The organism is Streptosporangium sp. NPDC006930, assembly GCF_040635605.1.
Classification (GTDB): Bacteria; Actinomycetota; Actinomycetes; order Streptosporangiales; family Streptosporangiaceae; genus Streptosporangium.
On sequence record NZ_JBEYID010000008.1, the window covers coordinates 1 to 18354 of the forward strand.

General features: G+C 70.6%; 13 protein-coding genes and 1 pseudogene. 8 read left to right on the plus strand and 6 right to left on the minus strand.

The window, feature by feature from the left end; genetic code table 11:
* Positions 1 to 930, plus strand: a pseudogene (locus ABZ664_RS15920) (phospholipid carrier-dependent glycosyltransferase); the annotation flags it as partial.
* Here the strand turns inward: ABZ664_RS15920 and ABZ664_RS15925 are convergent.
* Positions 878 to 2482, minus strand: coding sequence for a hypothetical protein (locus ABZ664_RS15925; protein WP_362509277.1), 1605 nt, complete (start codon positions 2480 to 2482; stop codon positions 878 to 880). The pseudogene ABZ664_RS15920 and the gene ABZ664_RS15925 sit on opposite strands and share 53 nt — an antisense overlap.
* A gap of 101 nt (positions 2483 to 2583) precedes the next feature.
* Between ABZ664_RS15925 and ABZ664_RS15930 the strand changes: the two genes are divergently transcribed.
* From ABZ664_RS15930 to ABZ664_RS15940, 3 genes are all read left to right on the plus strand, one after another.
* On the plus strand, positions 2584 to 3852 hold the full coding sequence (locus ABZ664_RS15930) for a glycosyltransferase family 2 protein (protein WP_362509280.1): 1269 nt from the start codon (positions 2584 to 2586) through the stop codon (positions 3850 to 3852).
* A gap of 248 nt (positions 3853 to 4100) precedes the next feature.
* Positions 4101 to 5882: a methionine--tRNA ligase gene (gene metG / locus ABZ664_RS15935; RefSeq protein ID WP_362509283.1), complete on the plus strand. Its 1782-nt coding sequence runs from the start codon at positions 4101 to 4103 to the stop codon at positions 5880 to 5882.
* A gap of 244 nt (positions 5883 to 6126) precedes the next feature.
* Positions 6127 to 6987 carry a TatD family hydrolase gene (locus ABZ664_RS15940; RefSeq protein ID WP_362509286.1) on the plus strand — a complete coding sequence of 287 codons (861 nt, stop codon included), beginning with the start codon at positions 6127 to 6129 and terminating at the stop codon, positions 6985 to 6987.
* Between the two features lie 197 nt (positions 6988 to 7184).
* Here the strand turns inward: ABZ664_RS15940 and ABZ664_RS15945 are convergent, their stop codons facing one another.
* A complete protein-coding gene (locus ABZ664_RS15945) occupies positions 7185 to 8603 on the minus strand; it encodes an FG-GAP-like repeat-containing protein (protein WP_362509289.1) in 1419 nt (472 codons plus the stop codon).
* The gene (locus ABZ664_RS15950) at positions 8600 to 10648 is read right to left on the minus strand and encodes a protein kinase (protein ID WP_362509292.1); all 2049 of its coding nucleotides are present in this window, start codon (positions 10646 to 10648) and stop codon (positions 8600 to 8602) included. Before ABZ664_RS15950 ends, ABZ664_RS15945 begins: the two co-directional genes overlap by 4 nt.
* 225 nt (positions 10649 to 10873) lie before the next feature.
* Here ABZ664_RS15950 and rsmA point away from each other — a divergent pair, with 225 nt between their 5' ends.
* The 3 genes from rsmA to ABZ664_RS15965 all read left to right on the plus strand — a co-directional run bounded on the left by rsmA (position 10874) and on the right by ABZ664_RS15965 (position 14707).
* Positions 10874 to 11746, plus strand: coding sequence for a 16S rRNA (adenine(1518)-N(6)/adenine(1519)-N(6))-dimethyltransferase RsmA (gene rsmA / locus ABZ664_RS15955; protein ID WP_362509295.1), 873 nt, complete (start codon positions 10874 to 10876; stop codon positions 11744 to 11746).
* 90 nt (positions 11747 to 11836) lie between these two features.
* A complete protein-coding gene (locus ABZ664_RS15960; protein ID WP_362509298.1) occupies positions 11837 to 12739 on the plus strand; it encodes a 4-(cytidine 5'-diphospho)-2-C-methyl-D-erythritol kinase in 903 nt (300 codons plus the stop codon).
* A 156-nt stretch (positions 12740 to 12895) separates the two neighbouring features.
* Positions 12896 to 14707 carry an ABC-F family ATP-binding cassette domain-containing protein gene (locus tag ABZ664_RS15965; protein ID WP_362509302.1) on the plus strand — a complete coding sequence of 604 codons (1812 nt, stop codon included), beginning with the start codon at positions 12896 to 12898 and terminating at the stop codon, positions 14705 to 14707.
* A 71-nt stretch (positions 14708 to 14778) separates the two neighbouring features.
* Here the strand turns inward: ABZ664_RS15965 and ABZ664_RS15970 are convergent, their stop codons facing one another.
* The 3 genes from ABZ664_RS15970 to ABZ664_RS15980 form a co-directional block, all read right to left on the minus strand.
* Entirely contained in the window at positions 14779 to 15537 is a 759-nt protein-coding gene (locus ABZ664_RS15970; protein WP_362509305.1) for a MerR family transcriptional regulator, read from the minus strand.
* Positions 15538 to 15639: 102 nt separating this feature from the next.
* Complete coding sequence (locus ABZ664_RS15975; RefSeq protein WP_362509308.1) at positions 15640 to 16524, minus strand: DUF2268 domain-containing putative Zn-dependent protease; 885 nt, start codon at positions 16522 to 16524, stop codon at positions 15640 to 15642.
* A 100-nt stretch (positions 16525 to 16624) separates the two neighbouring features.
* On the minus strand, positions 16625 to 17113 hold the full coding sequence (locus tag ABZ664_RS15980; protein ID WP_362510038.1) for a MarR family transcriptional regulator: 489 nt from the start codon (positions 17111 to 17113) through the stop codon (positions 16625 to 16627).
* Between the two features lie 317 nt (positions 17114 to 17430).
* Between ABZ664_RS15980 and ABZ664_RS15985 the strand changes: the two genes are divergently transcribed.
* On the plus strand, positions 17431 to 18195 hold the full coding sequence (locus ABZ664_RS15985) for a trans-aconitate 2-methyltransferase (protein ID WP_362509311.1): 765 nt from the start codon (positions 17431 to 17433) through the stop codon (positions 18193 to 18195).
* Positions 18196 to 18354: the final 159 nt, after the last annotated feature.

Below are 18354 nucleotides of genomic sequence, written 5' to 3' on the forward strand. Positions count from 1 at the left end.
CCCCTCAGCGACCACGGCCCCGGCCTGGGAGCCAGGCCCTGGCGCATCGCGGCCGGCCTGTGCCTGGGCGCGGCCTGCGCCGTCAAATGGTCGGGCGTCTTCTTCCTCGTCGCCTTCGCGGTGATGTCACTGCTGTGGGACGCCGGAGCCCGCAGAGCCATCGGCCTGCGCAGACCGTACGCCGGAGCGCTGAACCGGGATCTGACCGGCGTCGTGCTGGTGATGGGCCTGCTGCCCGCGGTCACCTACGTCGTCTCGTGGGCGGGCTGGTTCGCCTCCCCCCTGGGCTGGGGCCGCAACTGGGTCCAGGCGACCTCGCACGGGCCGGCGTTCTTCGTCTTCGACTCGCTGCGATCATGGCTGAGCTACCACTTCCAGGTGCTCGGCTTCCACACCGGCCTGGCGACCCCGCACAACTACGAATCCGACCCCTGGACCTGGCCGCTGCTGCTACGCCCCGTGGCGTTCCACTATCCGCCGGACAAGACCGGATGCGGCGCCGACAGCTGCGCCGAGGCGGTGCTCGGGGTCGGCACCCCGGTCATCTGGTACGGGGGCCTGGTCGCTCTCATCGCCATGGTCGCCTGGTACGTCGCCACCCGCGACTGGCGGGCCGGAGCCGTGCTCGTCGGCTACGCCGCCGGCTGGCTCCCCTGGTTCTACTACGCGATCGCCGACGGCCGGACCATGTATCTCTTCTACATGATCCCCATGGTCCCCTTCATGATCCTCGCGCTCACCCTGGCCGCCGGGCTGATCATCGGAAAGGCGGACGCCGTGCCCAACCGCAGGGCGGTGGGGGCCGCGGTCGTCGGGGCCTTCACGCTCCTCGCGCTGATCAATTTCGGATGGCTCTACCCGGTGCTCAGCGCCGAGCTCATCCCGCACTCCCAGTGGTGGGCGCGGATGCTGTTCCGGAGCTGGGTGTGACGGGCTCGGGTATGACGGGATCGGGTGTGACGCTGTCGGGGGCGACGGCGGCGGGCGCGGCGGTGACGGGTCCCGAGAACCCGTGGCGCAGCGAGATCGCCGCCGCCATGCACGCCAGCGGCACCGCGGGCAGCAGGTAGCGGTAGTCGAACTCGGCCGTCGCCGCCGGTGCCAGGATGAGGCCGAGCGAGGCGAGCCACGGCAGCAGCACCGGCCCGCCCAGCTTCCGCCAGCGCACCGCCACCCCGGCCAGCCCGACCAGGAGCAGCCCGCCGAGCACGATGCCCGGCAGCCGGACGACCCGCTGGTACGCCTGCAGGAAGCCGGCCCACGGGTCGGTGACATCGGTGCCGATCACGCGCAGCTTGCCCTGGATCTGCGCGGTCCGCAGGCCCGGATCGTACTTCTGCGCGTCGGTGTCGGTGTTGCCCCGGTACGACGACCAGGCGGGAAGGATCTTGTTCTCCGGCAGGAACTCGTACTGCCGGTAGGTGTTGAAGTCGGGGAAGCGCGGCCGGCCCCAGTGGAAGGCGCGGAAGAAGTCGCCGGCCACGAGGCTGAGATAGTCGAGCGGCTGGGACAGGATGGCCCGCTGGGCGAACGCACCCGCGGTCTTGTTCGTCTCGGGGGTGAACGTGCTGCCCACCCCGAAGGCGTGGAAGCGCTGGCCGTTCTGCGCCCACCAGAGATATTTCTGGCCGGAGAAGCCGCGCTGGCCCGGCGGCGCGCTGATGCACAGCAGCGCCAGCTCCAGCTCCTCGCGAGGGTCGACCTTCATCTTCCGGCAGTCGGCGAACAGCGCCGTCCGCATGTAGAGGATCGCGCCGTCGCTGTTGGTCATCGCGAAGTTGCCGTGCGCGGACGCGAACCAGGCCATGTATCCGGTCACGGGGAGCGCGCACGCGACCACCATGGCCGCGATCGTCTTCCAGGCCGTGCGCTTCACCATCAGGTAGATCACGACCAGCACGAGAATCGGCAGGCCGATCGACCGGGTGAGCGCGGTGAGGGCGAGCAACAGCCCGACCACCGCACCGAGCCGCCAGGACATCCGCCGGTGCCAGAGCACCAGCGTGATCACGCCCACGACGAGCAGCATGAACATCGCGTCGGACATGATCAGGTGTTCGAGCTGGATCTGGTACGCGTCGAACAGCACCGGCACCGCGGCGAGCGTCGCCCCCCAGCCGGGCAGCCCGAACCTCACACGCAGCAGGGAGTAGATCAGCACCGCGACGCCCAGGCCCATCAGGTGCTGGACGAAGGCCACCAGCGCGAAGCTCTGCAGCGGCCGCATCAGCAGGAGCAGAAAGGAGTAACCGTTCGGTCTCAGGGCACTGGGACGGTCGGGGTTCACCGCCCCGGAGACATACTCGTAGGAGTCGTTGAACCACTGGGCAGGGCCGTACCCGAGCATGGTGACCACACGCAGCACGAACGCCAGCACCAGGGCGGCCACGAAGATCCGATGCCGATAGAGAAACGCCCATAGGCGACCGACCCGGTCGGGCGGAGGCACGTCCGGGCTAGGGCGGTCGGCGACGGTCACCATGCACTACAGGATGCCAGTCGTTTCAGGGAGTTGACCCGGGCAGGGGACTGTAGAGGGCATCATGGTGAGATTGGCCTGTGCCGTAAGTGAAGGGTTGAGACGTGGAACTGACCGTGGTCATGCCTTGCTTGAACGAGGCGGAGACCGTGGAGACCTGCGTACGCAAGGCGCTCGCCTGCATGCGGGAGCACGGTATCGACGGGGAAGTCCTGATCGCCGACAACGGCAGCACGGACGGCTCGCAGCAGCTCGCCCGGGAGGCCGGAGCACGCGTCGTGCACGTCGACGCGAAGGGATACGGCAACGCGCTGATGGGGGGGATCCGCGCGGCGCGCGGTCGCTACGTCATCATGGGCGACGCCGACGACTCCTACGACTTCACCGCCCTGCTGCCGTTCGTCGAGCAGCTCCGTGACGGTGCCGACCTGGTGATGGGCAACCGCTTCAAGGGCGGCATCGCGCCGGGCGCCATGCCTCCGCTCCACCGCTACCTGGGCAACCCGGTGCTCTCCTTCATCGGCCGCCTGTTCTTCCCCAGCGCGATCGGCGACTTCCACTGCGGTCTGCGCGGCTTCCGGCGCGACTCCATCCTCAAGCTCGGCCTGCAGACCGGCGGCATGGAGTTCGCCAGCGAGATGGTGGTCCGCTCGACGCTGTCCGGGCTGGACGTGCGCGAGGTGCCCACCACGCTGTCGCCCGACGGCCGCTCCCGCCCGCCGCACCTGCGTTCCTGGCGTGACGGCTGGCGCCACCTGCGCTTCCTGATGCTCTACAGCCCGCGCTGGCTGTTCTTCATCCCCGGCCTGGTCATGATGACGATCGGCCTGGTCGCGGGCACCGCCCTCACCTTCGGCCCCGTCTACATCGGCAAGCTCGCCTTCGACGTCGACACCCTGGTCGGCGCCTCGGCGATGGTGGTGATCGGCTTCCAGGCGTCCCTGTTCGCCCTGTTCACCAAGGTGTACGCGGCCGAGGAGGGCTTCCTCCCCGAAGACAGGAGAGTGCGCAAGCTCGTCGACATCGTGAGCCTGGAGAAGGGCCTGATCGTCGGCGGCCTGCTCGCCCTGGGCGGCCTGGGCGGCCTGGTCGCCTCACTGGTCCACTGGCAGACGCGCAGCTTCGGCCCGCTGATCCCCTCGGAGTCGCTGCGTATCGTCGTGCCCTCGGCCACCGCGCTGATCGTGAGCTTCCAGACGATCTTCGCGTCGCTGTTCATCAGCATCCTGGGCATCCGCCGTACGAAGGAGACGCCCATCGACGTGGCCGCCTCCGCCGCCGAGGAGGCCGCCGAGGCCGTCAGCCGCGCCGCCGCGGGCGAACCGGCCACCCCGGCTGAGAGTGCCACCCCGGTGTCGCCGCGGCTGCCCTGAGCCGAACCGGTCGACACCTCCGGCGAGAGGCCGCGCCGGGTTCGCAGAGGCCGTCCTGAACGCCACGGCGACCCCGGGAGAACGGCTGTCCCGAGTCGTCATGGCGGTTCGGGGGAGTGGCCGTCCCGAGTCGTCATGGCGGTTCGAGGGAGCGAGGGCTCCGCGGAGGCGGCGACTTTGGGAAAGCGGAGGCCTCCAAGAGGCATGACGACATCAAGGACCACGGCCGCGTCCCTTAGGCTTACATCATGTCCCAGCACATCCTGACCGCGGTCGCCTGGCCCTATGCCAACGGCCCCCGCCACATCGGGCACGTCTCCGGATTCGGCGTGCCGTCCGACGTCTTCAGCCGCTACCAGCGGATGGCGGGCAACAAGGTCCTCATGGTGAGCGGGACCGACGAGCACGGCACCCCGATCCAGGTTCAGGCCGACAAGGAGGGCCTCACCGCCCGCGAGCTCGCCGACCGCTACAACAGGGTGATCGTCGAGGACCTCCAGGCGCTGGGGCTCTCCTACGACCTGTTCACCCGGACCACCACGGAAAACCACTACGCGGTCACCCAGCAGATCTTCAAGGGACTCCACGACAACGGCTATATCTTCCCCCAGACCACGATGGGCGCCATCTCGCCCTCCACCGGGCGCACCCTGCCCGACCGCTACATCGAGGGCACCTGCCCGATCTGCGGTTACGAGAGCGCCCGTGGCGACCAGTGCGACAACTGCGGCAACCAGCTCGACCCGATCCAGCTGATCAACCCGGTGAGCAAGGTCAACGGTGAGACGCCGGACTTCGTGGAGACCGAGCACTTCATGCTCGACCTTCCCGCGTTCGCCGAGGTCCTGGCGTCGTGGTTGCGCTCCAAGGAGGGCGACTGGCGGCCCAACGTGCTGAAGTTCGCCCTCAACATGCTCGGCGACATGCAGCCCCGCGCGATCAGCCGCGACCTCGACTGGGGCGTGCCGATCCCGCTGGAGGGGTGGAGCGACCAGACCAACAAGCGGCTCTACGTCTGGTTCGACGCGGTGATCGGCTATCTCAGCGCGTCCATCGAGTGGGCCCGCCGATCCGGTGACCCCGACGCCTGGCGCCAGTGGTGGCAGGACCCCGAGGCCCTGAGTTACTACTTCATGGGCAAGGACAACATCGTCTTCCACGCGGAGATCTGGCCGGCGATGCTGCTCGGCTACAACGGCCGGGGTGCCCGCGACGGCGAGCCGGGCGCGCTCGGCGCGCTGAACCTGCCCTCCGAGGTCGTCTCCAGTGAGTTCCTCACGATGGAGGGGCGCAAGTTCTCCTCCTCCCGTCAGGTGGTCATCTACGTGCGCGACTTCCTGGAGCGCTACGACGCCGACGCGCTGCGCTACTACATCGCCGTGGCGGGCCCGGAGAACCAGGACACCGACTTCACCTGGTCGGAGTTCCTCAACCGCAACAACGGCGAGCTGGTGGCGGCCTGGGGCAACCTGGTGAACCGCTCGATCTCGATGGCCGCCAAGAACTTCGGGGTCATCCCCGAGGCGGGCGACCTCACCGACGCCGACCGCGCCATGCTGGAGCGCAGCCGCGAGGCCTTCCCGAAGGTCGCCGTCGAGTTCCAGCACTGCCGTTTCAAGAACGCGACGAACGAGGCGTTCGAGGTCATCCGCGAGGCCAACCGATACCTGGCCGAGCAGGAGCCCTGGAAGATCAAGGACAACCCCGAGCGGGTGAAGACCATCCTGCACGTCGCCCTGCAGGTCGTGGACGACGCCAAGACGCTGCTCACCCCGGTCCTGCCCAACTCCTCCAACAAGATCTACGCGATGCTCGGCGGCACCGGGGTCTGGACGGGAATGCCGGAGATCCACGAGGTCACCGACGACGACGGCCGAACCTACCCGATCATCACCGGCTCCTACGAGGGCGCCGCGCGCTGGGAGTCGTCCCCGATCCGGGTGGGCTCCCCGCTCGCCCCGCCGACCCCGCTCTTCGTCAAGCTCGACCCGAAGATCGTCGAGGAGGAGCTGGCCCGCCTGGCCGAGTAGGGCGAGTCTCGCGGTCCCCGAGAAGCGTGTGGTTCGCAGGACGTCCTGCGGTCTGTGGCCTGTCAGGACGTTCTGTGACCCGCTGTGAAGCATGTGACCCTTAGGGCGTTGAAGCGTGTGGTTCGCAGGACGTCCACGGCCCGCGCCCGGTTCCGGGCGCGGGCCGTCGTCTCTCGGTGGACGAGGGCCGTAGGGGCCGCTCGGTGGGCGCGGGCCGTGCCCGCTTCTCGGTAGGTTGGACGCCGTGAGCACGCCGAACCTTCCCGCCGCGCCCAAGCCCCTGCCAGCAGAGGTGTTCGACAGCCACTGCCACCTGGACATCATGGTGGGCAACCGCCAGGCGTCCTCCGGTGACCCGGTGGCCCAGGCCGCGCAGGCGGCTCGGGCGAGCGTCGAGGGCATCCTCGACGAGGCCCGCGCCGTCGGCGTGACGCGGCTCGTCACCATCGGCTACGACCTGCCGTCCTCGCGCTGGAACGCCGAGACGGCCGCCCTCCACGCGGACGTCTACGCCGGGGTGGCCATCCACCCCAACGAGGCGCACGCCTCGACGCCGGAGACCCTCGCCGAGATCGAGCGACTGGCCCGCCTGCCGCATGTCAGGGCGGTGGGGGAGACCGGGCTCGACTACTACCGAGACTGGGCGTCAAAGGACGACCAGCACGCCAGCTTCCGCGCGCACATCGAGATCGCCAAGCGGACCGGCAAGGCCCTGGTGATCCACGATCGCGAGGCCCACGACGACGTGCTGCGCGTGCTGGCCGAGGAGGGCGCTCCCGAGGTCGTGGTGTTCCACAGCTTCTCCGGTGACGCCGGGATGGCGAAGCAGTGCGTCGATGCCGGATATTTCATGTCTTTTTCCGGTCCGGTGACCTACAAGAACGCGGCCTACCTCCGTGAGGCCGCGCGGGTCGCGCCGCGAGAGCTGATCCTCGTCGAGACCGACGCACCCTATCTGCCGCCCACCCCCCACCGGGGCAAACCCAACGCGCCCTACCTCATACCGCTCACGCTGCGCTGCCTCGCCGAGGTGAAGGGGGCCGACCTCACCGAGCTCGCCACCGCCGTCAGCGCCAACGGGGAGACCGTCTTCGGCTCCTGGTGACCAAGGCTCGGACCCCGCCGACAGCGGGTCCCGAACCCATCCGCGCCGGGTCCTCGTGGAACCCGTCCGTTCCAGACCAGGGGCGGGCCCGTAACCCTTGTGCTCTCGGTCCTCCCGGGTCCCGAGCCGTCCATCCCGGCCGGAGACGGGCCCGAGCCCGCCTGCTCCCGGCTCACGGGGCGTCCGGGCCGGGAGTCTCAGCCCACGGAGGCACCGAAGTCGGCGGAGGCGGCACCTTCGAGGGCGGGAATCCCGCCTGCGCCCGGCGAGAGCGGGACTCCCTCGGTGTCGTTGCGGCCCAGCAGGACGACCGCTCCCGCGCCTCCCCTGTCGGGCGCCCCCGCGACCAGCCGGTTGCCGCTGAACCCGACCGACCAGCCGAAGTGGTCACCCGCCCCGTTCTGGGTGATCAGCCCGCCCGGCCCCTGTTCGCCCATCGTGATCAGACGCACGCCGCCCTGGCCGTCGGCGTCGAAGGGTACGCCCACCGCGAGCCTGACCTCCCCTCCGCCTCCCTCGCCGGTGAACGCGAGCGAGAATCCGTAGCCCTCGCCCGGAGCCCCTTCCGAACCCTGGTGGAGGGTGGCGAGAGGGGTGATCGCCTGGGTGCCCGAGGACTGGAACAGCTGGACGAGGCCGGAGTTCTTCACCGCCCCGCCGTCGCCGAGCGGTGCGCTCACCGCGAGGTAGCCGACGTCGTCCCGCTCGGCGTAGGCCATCGCGTAGCCGAACCGGTCGCCCGTCTCGGACCTGGCCACCTCACGAAGGTCCCACTTCCTGCTCCCGTACTCCTCCTTGGGCTCCCGCACGTCGTAGATCACCGCGATCGACCCCGAGTCGCGTTTGCCCGCGTCGACCTGGCGGCCCGCCCCGTCGTCGTTCTCGTACGGCACCCCGACCGCCAGATCCGGCTCGTCCGCGGCGCCGCCGAGCCTGCCGATCGCGAGTGACCAGCCGAACATGTCGCCGACCTCGCCGTTGCCGGTCACCCCCTCGGTCTCCTGGGAGATCCGCCGGCCCGTGCCGAGCGTCGCGGTGTCGAAGAGGTAGACCGCGCCGGAGTCGGCCGTACCGTCGGCGTCCTCGTGCGGGGCCCCGACCGCCACCATCGTCCCGCCGGAGGTGAGGGACCAGCCGAAGTGGGCGTCGGCCTCGGGTTCGGGGGCGACCAGGCGGACCGTCCTGCCCCCTGGGCCGCCGTACACCACGTAGACCGCGCCCGCGTCCTCGACGCCCGCCACGTCCGCGTACGGGGCGCCGACGAGCAGGTCCGCGCAGCCGTCACCGTCGATCTTGGCCAGCCGCACCGACCACCCGAAGCCGTCTCCCGCCTTCGTCTCGGGGACGGTCACGGCCTTCCCGCTCTCTCCCCTGCCGAAGAGCATGTGGGCGGCCCCCGCCCCGGCCAGCCCGCCGGGGTTGGCGAACGGGTCGCCGACCGCCACGTCCTCCAGGCCGTCGCCGTTGAAGTCGCTCATGCCCGCCCCGGTGCAGTCGGCGGGCGAGGCGGCGGTTCCGGCCGCGAGGATCCCACCGGGTGCGGTGAGCGCCTCGGCGGACCCGGTGGAGGCGAACGCGATCGCGGCCGTCGCCGCGAGGGGGAGCAGCAGCCTCATGACAACCTCACCTCGATGTTCCTGCCTCCCTTGATGACCACACCGGTCAGCTTCGCGGGCTTGCGGGCCGGTGGCAGGTCGAAGACGAGGACGCCGTCGACTTTCGCCCCCGGGGCCAGGGCGGCGGGCATGGCCGTCGACGTCTCCTCGGAGGTGTGCGTCGCGCCGCGATCGTCGATCAGCGTGACCGGAGTGCCGTCGAGCGGGACCGACTCCCCGCCGGTGTTGATCAGCGTGAACGGGATCGTGCAGAACCGGCCGCGCGCCGGGGCGGTGCCCTGGTACGAGGTGAGCCCGCAGCTCGGGGTCCGCGGGATGATCAGCCGCGGGTCCTCGATGAGGGAGCCGGTTGTGATCATGCGGCCCACGTCGGTGTCGCCGGTGCCGGCGAGGTCACCGGTGTTGCCGGTCTCGCCGGTGGCGTCCTGCGACGCCTGCCCCGCGCCGTTGGTCGCGTTTCCCCCACCGGTGTTCAGCAGGACGACGACCGTGACGGCGAGCGCCGCGAGCACGGCCAGTCCGGCGAACAACCAGCGCCGCCGGGGGGCGGACCGCGCGGGGTCCGGCTCGCCCGATCCGGACGGGGTCTGGAGGCCGGTCGAGGGCGACGAGGGCGACGAGGGCGACGAGGGCGACGGTGGCGACGGTGGCGACGAGGGCAGGGCGGCGGGTGCCTGCCCCGGCGTCCGGCCCGGTGCTGCGCCCGGTTCCTGCCCGGACGGCCTGGCCTGCAGCGGGCTCGTGAACGGGGGCGACGGTGATGTCGTGGACTCGGTCCGCATGGGGTACGGGAGCGGATTCGGCGGCGGGGTCGGCTCCGCTGCCGTCCGGGAGTCCGGTGACGCGGTCGCCGCTGGGAGGGGCGCCGGTGTCGTCCGGGACGCGGGGTCCATCGGTGTCGTGGACGGACCGGCTGCGGTGAATGGACCGGGTGCCGAGGATCCCGGTGCCTCCGGGGGCGCCGAGGTGAAAGCCGCGCCGGGGGCGGACGGGGCCGGCCCTGAGGGTGGGTCCGCAGGACGCCGGGCGGGGATCGGGCCGGGGATGGGAGTCGGTGCGGTCGCCGGGTCGGCGAACCCCGTCCCCAGGTTCAGTGCGCTGAGGGTCTGGGTGGAGTCGGGTTCCACATTGGAAGGCGGCTCCCACGACTCGTTCAGCAGGTCGGTCGCGATCAGCGTGGGCGGGTCGGCCCGCACGGGCGCGGGAGCGGCCGGTGCCGCGATCCCGCCGCCGACCAGGGCGATCAGCAGGTCCTGGGCGCTGGGCCGCTGGTAGGGGTCCATCTCGGTCGCGCGGCGGACCAGGTCGTTCAGCGGGGCGGGAAGCGCGCCCAGGTCGGGTGGGGTGGTGAGCAGCCGGGTCGCCATGGTCATCATGTCGCCCCGCCCGTAGGGGTGGCGGCCGTTGCCCGCGTACGCGACCATGCAGCCCCAGGCGAAGACGTCGGCGGCCGGGGTGATCTCCAGACCGCGCACCTGCTCGGGGGCCCACCAGCCGGGGCTGCCGAGCACCTCGCCCGAGCGGGTGAAACTGTGCGTGGAGTCGAGGGCTCTGGCGATGCCGAAGTCGATCACGCGGGGTCCCGACATGGACAGGATCACGTTGGCGGGCTTGAGATCCCGGTGCACCAGACCGGCGACGTGGATCGCGGCCAGAGCGGCCGCCACCCCCAGGGCCACGCCGTGCAGGGTTCCCTGTTCCAGGGCGCCGTGCTCGATGATCTGGCGGGACAGCGGCGTGCCCGCGATGTACTCGGTGACCATGTAGGGGCGGCCGTCGTCGTCGTTGCCGTTGTCCAGCACCTGCGCGGTGCAGAACGAGGCCACCCTGCGGGCGTTCTCGACCTCCGTGTGAAACCTCGCCGCGAAGCCGTCCTCGATCGCGAACTCCGCCTTCACCACCTTGAGCGCGACCGGCCGTCCCGTCGGCGCCAGCGCCAGATATACGGTTCCCATCCCGCCCTCGCCGAGACGTCCGAGCAGGCGGTAACTCCCGATCCGCTCAGGGTCGGCGGGGCGCAGCCCTTCGACACCGGGCTGGTTCACGTCCTCTTCACCGGGAAGATTCCCTTTCTCACCGTCGGGCCCCCGTACGGCAACGTTATCCACAACGGAACCTCTCACGCTTCATCGAAAGTCCTCGCATCGCCTTCTGTGCGGGAAACTGGTCGGATGGCATGGGAGAACAACCTTGAGTAATCGCGGCGAACGAGCCAAAGACCCCAGCGGGCCGATGGGTGCCGGCCGTGAGCGGGCGTGCGGGGAACCAGCATGAACCTTCTCGGTCCAGCGGAAATACGTATTTTGGCGAACAAGCTCAATATTCGTCCCACGAAGAAGCTCGGCCAGAACTTCGTGATCGACGGGGGCACGGTCCGCAAGATCGTGCGGGTGGCCGGGCTTGAGCCGGACGACGTCGTCATCGAGGTCGGTCCGGGGCTGGGATCGCTCACGCTCGCGCTGCTTCCCGAGGTCCGCCGCGTGATCGCCGTGGAGATCGACCCCGTCCTCGCCGCCCAGCTGCCGCTCACCGTCGCCGACCACGCCCCCGAGCTCGCCGACCGCCTCACCGTGGTGCTCGCCGACGCCATGCGCGTCCTGCCTGCGGACCTGCCCGAGGAGAGGCCGACCGCGCTGGTCGCGAACCTCCCCTACAACGTGTCCGTTCCGGTGGTGCTGCACCTGCTGGAGACGCAGCCGTCGCTGAGCAAGGTCCTGATCATGGTGCAGGCCGAGGTCGCCGACCGGCTCGCCGCCGCCCCCGGTTCCAAGGTGTACGGCATCCCCTCGGTCAAGGCCGCCTGGTACGCCGACGTCCGCCGGGCGGGTCCCGTCGGCCGCACGGTCTTCTGGCCGGTCCCCAACGTCGACTCCGGCCTGGTCGCGATGGTCAGGCGGGAGCCGCCCACGACCGTGGCGACCCGCGAGGAGGTCTTCGCGGTGGTGGACGCCGCCTTCGCCCAGCGCCGCAAGACCCTCCGCGCCGCCCTCGCCTCCTGGGCGGGTACGGCCTCCGCCGCCGAGCGGGCGCTGCGGGCCGCGGGGATCGACCCCTCGGAACGCGGCGAGCAGCTCACCGTCGAGGACTTCGCGCGGATCGCCGAGCATGGTACGAAGGAAAGCGGGGCGGAGAGCGGTGCGTGATGTGATTCGCCGGTCCGTTCGTGTGCACCGCGCAGGGATCCCGTTACCATCTGACGTCGTGACCAGTGAGCGAGCTCTTATGGGGGACGCATGGACTCCGTGACCGTCCGCGTGCCCGCGAAGGTCAACCTGCAGCTCGCCGTGGGGCCGCTGCGGGATGACGGCTACCACGACCTCGTCAACGTCTTCCACGCCGTCTCGATCTTCGACGAGGTCACGGCCACCGCGAAGGTGGGGATGAGTGTCCGGGTGGAGGGCGAGTCCGCCGACCAGGTGCCCGAGGACCGCGAGAACCTCGCGATCAAGGCCGCCCTCGCGCTCGCCGGGCACGCGGGCCGCTCGTACGGCGTGAACCTGCTCATCCGCAAGTCGATCCCGGTGGCGGGCGGCATGGCGGGCGGCAGCGCCGACGCCGCCGCGGCCCTGGTCGCCTGCAACGAGCTGTGGGGCCTCGGCCTGCCGCTTGAGGACCTGATGGAGATCGCCGCCGACATCGGCAGCGACGTCCCGTTCGCGCTGCTCGGCGGTACGGCCGTCGGCACCGGCAGGGGCGAGCGGCTCACCCCGCTGAAGGTCGAGGGAGACTTCCACTGGGTGTTCGCGCTCGCCGACGGCGGCCTGTCCACGGCCACGGTCTACGCCGAGTGCGACCGCCTCCGCCAGGCGACCGGCGAGCGGGTCGCCTGGCCTCGGGCCGCCGAGCCGCTGCTCGCCGCGCTCCGCGAGGGGGACGCGGAAACCCTCGGCGCCGAGCTCCGCAACGACCTGCAGCCCGCCGCCGTGATGCTGCGCGGATCCCTGGCCCGCACCCTGGAGGCCGGCCGTGAGCACGGGGCTCTCGGCTCGCTGGTCTCCGGTTCAGGTCCCACCTGCGCCTTCCTGGCCCGTTCCGAGTCCCACGCGGGTGAGCTGGCCGCCTCCCTGAAGGACGCCGGGGTGGCACGCGACGTCATCACCGCCCACGGCCCCGTCCCCGGTCCAGTGATCGTGTAACCGCTCGTGGTCACAGGAGGCGTGACCGCCGAGGGCAGCCGAAGACAGCCGAAGACAGCCGAAGACGGGGCCCGCCTCTCGGCGACGGTCGCGCGGGCGGGAGCCGTTCTCCCCGCGGGGGTCGCGCCGGCTGGGAGCGGATACGCTTGTGTGGCGATGAATCTGGTCAATCTTGAGTCGGTCTCCCACTCCTACGGTCCCAAGCCCCTGCTCAGCGACGTCTCCCTCGGCATCGAGGCGGGTGATCGCATCGGCGTGGTCGGCCGCAACGGCGGCGGCAAGACCACCCTGATCTCGGTGATAGCCGGTGATCTCAAGCCGAACAGCGGACGGGTCACCCACAACCGAGGGCTCCAGGTGGGGTCGCTGTCGCAGGGCGACGACCTCGACCCGGTGCGCTCGGTGAGCGAGATCGTCCTCGGCGACAGGTCCGAGCACGAATGGGCAAGTGACGCGGGCATCCGCGAGATCCTCGCCAACCTGCTCGGCGACATCGACCTGACGGCGCCCGCGGGGAGCCTGTCGGGCGGTGAGCGGCGCCGCACGGCCCTGGCCAAGCTGCTCATCGACGAGCACGACCTGATCATCCTGGACGAGCCCACCAACCACCTCGACATCGAGGCGATCGACTGGCTCGCCAGGCACCTGGCGGGCCGCAGGACCGCGCTGGTGGTCGTGACTCACGACCGGTGGTTCCTGGACGCGGTCTCCACCAGGACGTGGGAGGTCGTGGACGGCGCGGTCGAGCGCTACGAGGGCGGGTACGCCGCGTACGTGCTGGCCAAGGCCGAGCGCGCCCGGATCGCCGCCTCCGCGGAGGCCCGCCGCCAGAACCTGATGCGCAAGGAGATCGCCTGGCTCCGCCGGGGCCCGCCCGCGCGCACCTCCAAGCCGAAGTTCCGCATCGACGCCGCCCAGGCGCTGATCGCCGACGAGCCTCCCGCCAGGGAGAGCGTCGAGCTGGTCAAGTTCGCCGCCGCCCGGCTGGGCCGTACGGTCTACGACCTTGAGGACGTGACCCTGCACGCCGGAGGCCCCGGCCAGGGCCCGATGGTCCTCGACCACACGACCTGGCAGTTCGGTCCCGGCGACCGGATCGGCCTGATCGGCGTGAACGGGTCGGGCAAGTCGTCGCTGCTCCGCCTGCTCGCCGGCACCGTGCACCCCGACTCGGGCAGGCTCGTACGCGGCAAGACGGTCCGTCTGGCGCACCTGTCGCAGGAGCTGGGCGAGCTCGACCCCGAGCGCAGGGTGCTGGAGACCGTCGAGGAGGTCCGCAAGTTCATCCAGGTCGGCAAGAAGGAGTGGACCGCCTCCCAGCTGCTTGAGCGCCTCGGCTTCAAGGGTGACGCGCAGTGGAAGGTCGTCGGCGACCTGTCCGGTGGCGAGCGGCGCCGCCTGCAACTGCTCCGCCTCCTCATGGACGACCCCAACGTGCTGCTGCTCGACGAGCCGACCAACGACCTCGACATCGAGACGCTCAATGAGCTTGAGGACCTGCTCGACGGCTGGCCGGGCACGCTGATCCTGGTCAGCCACGACCGCTACTTCCTGGAGCGGGTCACCGACAGGACCGTCGCCCTGCTCGGCGACCACAAGCTGTCGATGCTTCCCGGCGGCGTGGACGAATACCTGGCCCGCCGGGCCTCGGGGGCGGCCCTGTCCGCGCGGGCGGCGTCCGGCGCGGTGTCGGGCACGGCGTCGGCGACCTCGTCCACCGGCGCGAAGGAGACGGCTCCCGGCCTGTCCGCGAAGGACGAGCGCGACCTCCGCAAGGAGCTCTCCAGGATGGAGCGCCAGCTCGACAAGCTGAGTGGCCGCGAGGCGAAGCTGCACGCGTCCATGGCCGACGCCGCCGCCGACTACGAGCGGCTCGCCTCGCTCGACGCGCAGCTGAAGGAGATCCTCGCGGAGAAGGAGTCGATCGAGGGCGAGTGGCTGGAGCTGGCCGACCGCCTGGGTGACTAGGCATGGCTGCCGCTCCGAGGAGACGGGGGCGGTCGGATCGCCCGATCGGTCGTTTCCGCGAGCCACCCGAGCTACATCCGGGTCCGCGCGTACGCCTGCAGTGCGTCGCGGACGAACGTCGCCCCCGCCTCGTCGTCGTACATGGTGGCGAAGCGGGGGTCGTCGACGAACATGTCCCCGATGCCGTTCACCATCTCGATCGAGCGCTCCTGGTCGCCCTCGGCGGTGGGGGTGCCCGGGATCTGACTCAGCCACCGGACGTGCCGGGCGGCCAGCGACTGAGCGTGTTCCGACGTCGGAGAAACCCCGGTCCTCACTGCGGCGACCCATGCGGCGACGAGGTCTTCTGCGGCCTGCTTCCAGGCCCGCTGCTGGTCAAGGGTCTTGCCGTGCCACCAGTCGTTGCTCACCTGGAAGGCGCGCTCGCCCCAGCGTGAGATCACCTCGTCCTTGTAGTGGTCGTTGAACCCCGCCAGCATGACGTCCATCTGCGGTTCCGCCCCCGCCAGCAGGGCTTCGAGCGTGTGACGCACAGACCGGATCTGCCGTTCGACGCGGTCTCGTTCCTCTTCCAGCGCGGCGATGTGGGCGCGGAGCCCGTCGCGCGTGTCCACCTCCTCGGCCAGGACCTCGGCGATGGCCGGCAAGCCCATGCCGAGCCGGCGCATGAGCAGGATCCGCTGTAGCCGGGCGACCGCGGTGGGGTTGTAGTAGCGGTACCCGTTCGTGCCGACCCGGGACGGGGCCAGGAGTCCGACGCGGTCGTAGTGCCGCAGGGTGCGGCTGGTGATGCCGGCCCTCGCCGCGAGTTCCTGGATCGTCCACTCCATCAGTTCCTCCCGAGGGGACCGTCGTCTTCGGGCGACGGGGGAATCGGGAGCGGGAGGGCCGCCCAGGCCCGAGCGTGTAGCGGAGGAGTCACGGTTCCAGTGTTACCCGTGGCGCAGCGTGGTTGCGATGATCTCCGAGGCGTCGGCGTGCAGGGCCTGCGCCGCCGTCTGCCCGGTCGCCGCCAGGTAGGTGTCGACCAGCCGGTTGCCCGCGGCGTACCCCGCGCCCATCGGCAGTCCCACCGGGGTGAGGCCGAAGCGCTCGGCGCTGGGGTCGCCGTGCACCCATGCGGTGAAGTTCTGCATGCCTGTCACGTCGAGCCCGGTGAGCACCTTGCCGAAGACCTCGTCGTCGTGCAGGTGTGGCACGCCGATGCGGGCGGGGCCGAGCTCGTCGCCGTAGAGCTGACGGGCGAAGGCGTCGGCCAGGCCCTCGCCGACGATGTGCTCGCCGACCGTGACGGTCATCGGGTCCCACACGACCCCGCCCGGGCTCCACCGCAGGTTGTGGTGCAGCTCGTGTACGGCGGTGGCCTCCAGCCGCTCCACGTTCTCGGGGAAGGGCCAGAACGTGATGGCGATGTGGCCCGAGATGCCGCCGAACCCGGTCAATCCTTTGCAGGGACCCATGAAGTGTTCGTCACCCGGATCGCCGAGGACGAACAGCACGGTGATGTCCGGGGTCTCCAGCCCCGGCGTCGCCTCCAGCAGTACGGCGAGAGCGTCGTCGAGCGCGCGTTCCATCCGCTCCCAGGCCCCGGCCGCCGCCAGGGTTTCAAGCGCGTCGAGGCAACGCTCCTCGTCGCGGTCGATGGGGAATCCGGACGTTTCGCGGTGTACGGCAACCAGGTCGACCTCGCCGGGGTTGTAGCGGTACATACCCTTGTTGGGCTCCAGCATCGAGTGCAGCAGGCCAACGCGGTCCGCGACCGGGGCCAGCAGAATCCGCCGCATGGCGGAGTAGGTGTCAAGAACAGTGATCGACATGGCCCCGATGCTAGAAGTTGACGCAGCGTCAAGGTCAAACCAGCGGCGCTCACCATGTGGAAGACCTCAGGTTTGGATCTTCACCGGAGGGCATGAACGATCAACGTACTCCGGTGTCGGTGGCGTCAAAAGGGACGAGCAGCGTGCGCAGCAGGTCCGCGAGGGCCTGCTGTTCGCGTTTTCCCAGGCTCGACAGGAGATCGCGCTCGCGGCGCAGCAGGTCGGCGAAGGCTCCGTCCACCCGCGTCCGCCCGGCGTCGGTCAGGGAGACCAGGACACCGCGCCGGTCCTCGGGGTCGGGGCGCCGCTTGACCAGCCCGGCCGCGGCCAGGCGGTCGATCCGGTTGGTCATCGTCCCCGAGGTCACCAGCGTCGCGCGGAGCAGGGCTCCCGGGCTCATCTCGTACGGCTCCCCGGCCCGGCGCAGGGCGGTGAGCACGTCGAACTCCCAGGTCTCCAGGTCGTGCTCCGCGAAGGAGGCCCGGCGGGCGCGGTCGAGGTGGCGGGCGAGCCGGGAGACCCGGCTGAGCACCTGGAGCGGCTCCACGTCGAGGTCGGGGCGCTCCTGGCGCCAGGCGGCGACCAGCAGGTCGACCTCGTCCTTGTCGAGGTCCTTCTCGGGATCCTGGCCGAGGTCTCGATCGAGGTGCTTGTCGGAGCCCCGGTCAAGGTTTCGGCCGGAGTCCGGGGCGGGATCCTGGCCGAGGTCCTTGTCAGGATCCCGGGCGAGGTTCCTGTCGGGGTCCTGGTCGGGATCCCCGGCGGCCGCGTCGGCCGCATCGGCCGCGACGGTCTCGTCCTTCGCGGCGGAGGGACGCCCGGAGCCGTGCTCCGAGTGGTGCTGGGTCATGGCGCGAGTCTATCTGTCTTGACATCGAGATATCTTGCCGGATATCACTTGTCTTGATGTCAAGAGATATGTGGGATCCCCGGATCTACGGTCGCTACGCCGACGAGCGCTCGCGACCGTTCTTCGATCTTGTTTCCAGGATAGCCGCGGAGCGCCCCGGTTACGTGGTCGACGCGGGCTGCGGCACCGGTGAGCTCACCGCCGAGCTCGCGAGGCGGTGGCCGGACGCCCGGGTCCACGGGTTCGACTCCTCGCCCGCCATGATCGAGAAAGCCCCCGCAGGCGGTTCGCTGAGCTTCTCCGTCGACGACGTCACGACGTGGCGCCCCGAGCGCCCGGTCGACGTGATCGTGTCCAACGCCGTCCTGCAGTGGGTGCCTGAGCACCGCGAGCTGCTGCCGCGCTGGGTGGAGGCCCTCGCCCCCGGCGGCCGGCTCGCCTTCCAGGTGCCCGGCAACTTCGACGCCCCCAGCCACACCCTGATCCGCGAGCTGTGCCGCACCACGTGGCGCGACCGGCTGGGCGACCTGGTCGGGCCCTCCCCGGTCGACGCCCCGGCCGCGTACCTCGGCCTGCTCGCCGGCCTCGGCTGCCGGGTGGACGCCTGGGAGACCACCTACCTGCACGTCCTGCCCGGTGACGACGCCGTGCTCACCTGGATCACCGGCACCGCCCTGCGCCCCATGCTCGACCGCCTGTATCCCGCCGAGGCCACCGCCTTCCTCGCCGACTGCGCCGCCGTACTCCGCGAGGCCTACCCGCCCGAGCCGTACGGCACGGTCTTCCCCTTCCGCCGGATCTTCGCGGTCGCCGGGAAATGACCGTTGGGATGCGATTCGCGAACGTACGCCCTTGATCCGTACCTGCATCCGAGGCCATGCCGCCGGTAGACCAGCGGTTCTCGGCGTAGGGAGGCGATCGTGCGAACTTCGTGGCGAACTTCTGGAGTTCCACTTCGAGAAGCCAGGCCCCCTCACGGT